Origin of the sequence: Mycobacterium sp. E183 (assembly GCF_001667735.1) — a bacterium.
Lineage (GTDB): Bacteria > Actinomycetota > Actinomycetes > Mycobacteriales > Mycobacteriaceae > Mycobacterium.
In genome coordinates this window covers 1-1,716 of the sequence record NZ_LZJN01000115.1, presented here as the reverse complement: position 1 = coordinate 1,716, position 1,716 = coordinate 1, and the positions used below count along the sequence as shown (strand labels likewise).

Genomic DNA, 1,716 nt, shown 5'->3' with positions numbered 1-1,716 from the left:
GTTGACGGCGGGGCCGAGCAGGCGTTGGCGGTGACCCAGGCCGCTCAGCAGCCCGCGGGCAACACCGCCCAGACGGTCGCTTCGCAGTTGGCGAGCACGCAATTGGTCACCACCGCGGCTCCGCAGGTGACCACCCCGACGTCGCAGACCGGGCCGTTTACCTGGCTAACGAGCGCGATCCAGAACTTCACCCAAAGTGGGCTGCCCACGCCGACCAACAATTACCTGGGGCTAAGCCCCACCTTCTACACCGTGATGCTCAAGCAGAACACGGGCCTGGCCTACTTCTCCAACGGCATCGTGGCGTTTTGGTCGCAGTTGGCTCAGCAGTTGGTGTCGGGTCCCGGTGGTACCACGGCTGGTGCCGGTGGTGCGTGGTTCCCGACGCCGCAGTTCGCCCAGTTGGGCCTGGGCAACCTGGGCAGCCTCAGCAGCAACGTCGTCTCGGCCGGTGCCGGGCAGGCAACCCAAGTCGGGGGTTTGTCGGTGCCCCAGCAGTGGGCCACGCTGACCTCGGCGGTCAGCCCGGCCAACGCCGAGGCCGAGGCGCTGCCGGTGCAGGCCGGCGCGGCCGGCAACCCCCCGGGCAACGCCCTGCTGCGCGGCATGCCCACCGGCGTCATGGGCCGCCGCGCCGGCGCCGCCGCGGGCTACTCCCACAAATACGGCTTCCGCTACAGCGTCCTAACCCGACCCCCATCGGCCGGATAGCGGGACGACATGAGTGCTGACCATTTCACTTATCCGCGGCGGGATTTTATTCGGCTGGCGCCACGCTCGAACCCGGTCCCCAGGACAGCGCTGCGGCCCGGGCTCGACCACGGCGTCGGACCACGCGGTCGCGACGAACGCCTCGCTCCAGCTCATGGCCGGCAAGCGACCAGCGGCCCGATGACTGATCAACCCTGCCGCGGCGCGCGGCAGGAACGACCCATAGGCCTACGCGCACCGGCGGCCGCCCACGCTGCGGGGGTCGGGCGCCCAGGCGACCCGCCGTCACCGATTTATCGTCAGTCAATACCCGAGCCAAGCGGCCAAGGTTAAGGAGTAATTCGTGTTTGATTTTGGGGCGCTTCCGCCGGAGGTTAATTCGGCGCGGATTTATGCCGGTCCGGGGTCGGGGTCGTTGATGACGGCGGCGTCGGCGTGGAATGCGATCGCCGCGGAGCTGCAGTCGGCTGCGTTGAGTTATCAGAATGTGGTGACTCAGCTGGCCAGTGAGGAGTGGGCGGGCACGGCCTCGGCGGCGATGGCGGCCGCGGCCACCCCGTATGCGGAGTGGCTGGCCAGCACGGCGGCGCAGGCCGAGCAGGCCGCGGTGCAGGCCGCCGCGGCGGCGGCGGCTTATGAGGCGGCGTTCGCCGCGGTGGTGCCTCCGCCGGTGATCGCGGCCAACCGGGCGTTGGTGCAGCAGTTGCAGGCCACCAACGTGATCGGGCAGAACACCGGGGCGATCGCGCAGTTGGAGGCCCAGTACGGCGAGTTTTGGGCCCAGGATGCCGGGGCGATGGCCAACTACTCGGTGCAGTCCACGGCGGCGACCAAGGGCATCACCCAGTTCCAGGCCGCCCCGAAGGTGACCAACGACGCGGGCACCACCACCCAGGCCAGCACGGTGGCCAACGCGGCGGCCAACACTTCCGCCGGCAACGCGGCCAACGTCGCGCAAAAGGCGGCCACCACCGCCACGACGACCGCGGCCCCGCAGGCCGCCGC

At 70.0% G+C, this 1,716-nt stretch carries 2 protein-coding genes; both read left to right on the top strand.

Features of this window, described 5'->3' with window-relative positions; genetic code table 11:
• Positions 1–711 (top strand): PE/PPE C-terminal domain-containing protein (locus tag A5691_RS12365; RefSeq protein WP_197696187.1); only part of this gene is annotated, 711 nt, incomplete at its 5' end.
• A 343-nt stretch (positions 712–1,054) separates the two neighbouring features.
• A partial coding sequence (locus A5691_RS12360) for a PPE family protein (RefSeq protein WP_156734785.1) occupies positions 1,055–1,716 on the top strand: 662 nt, incomplete at its 3' end.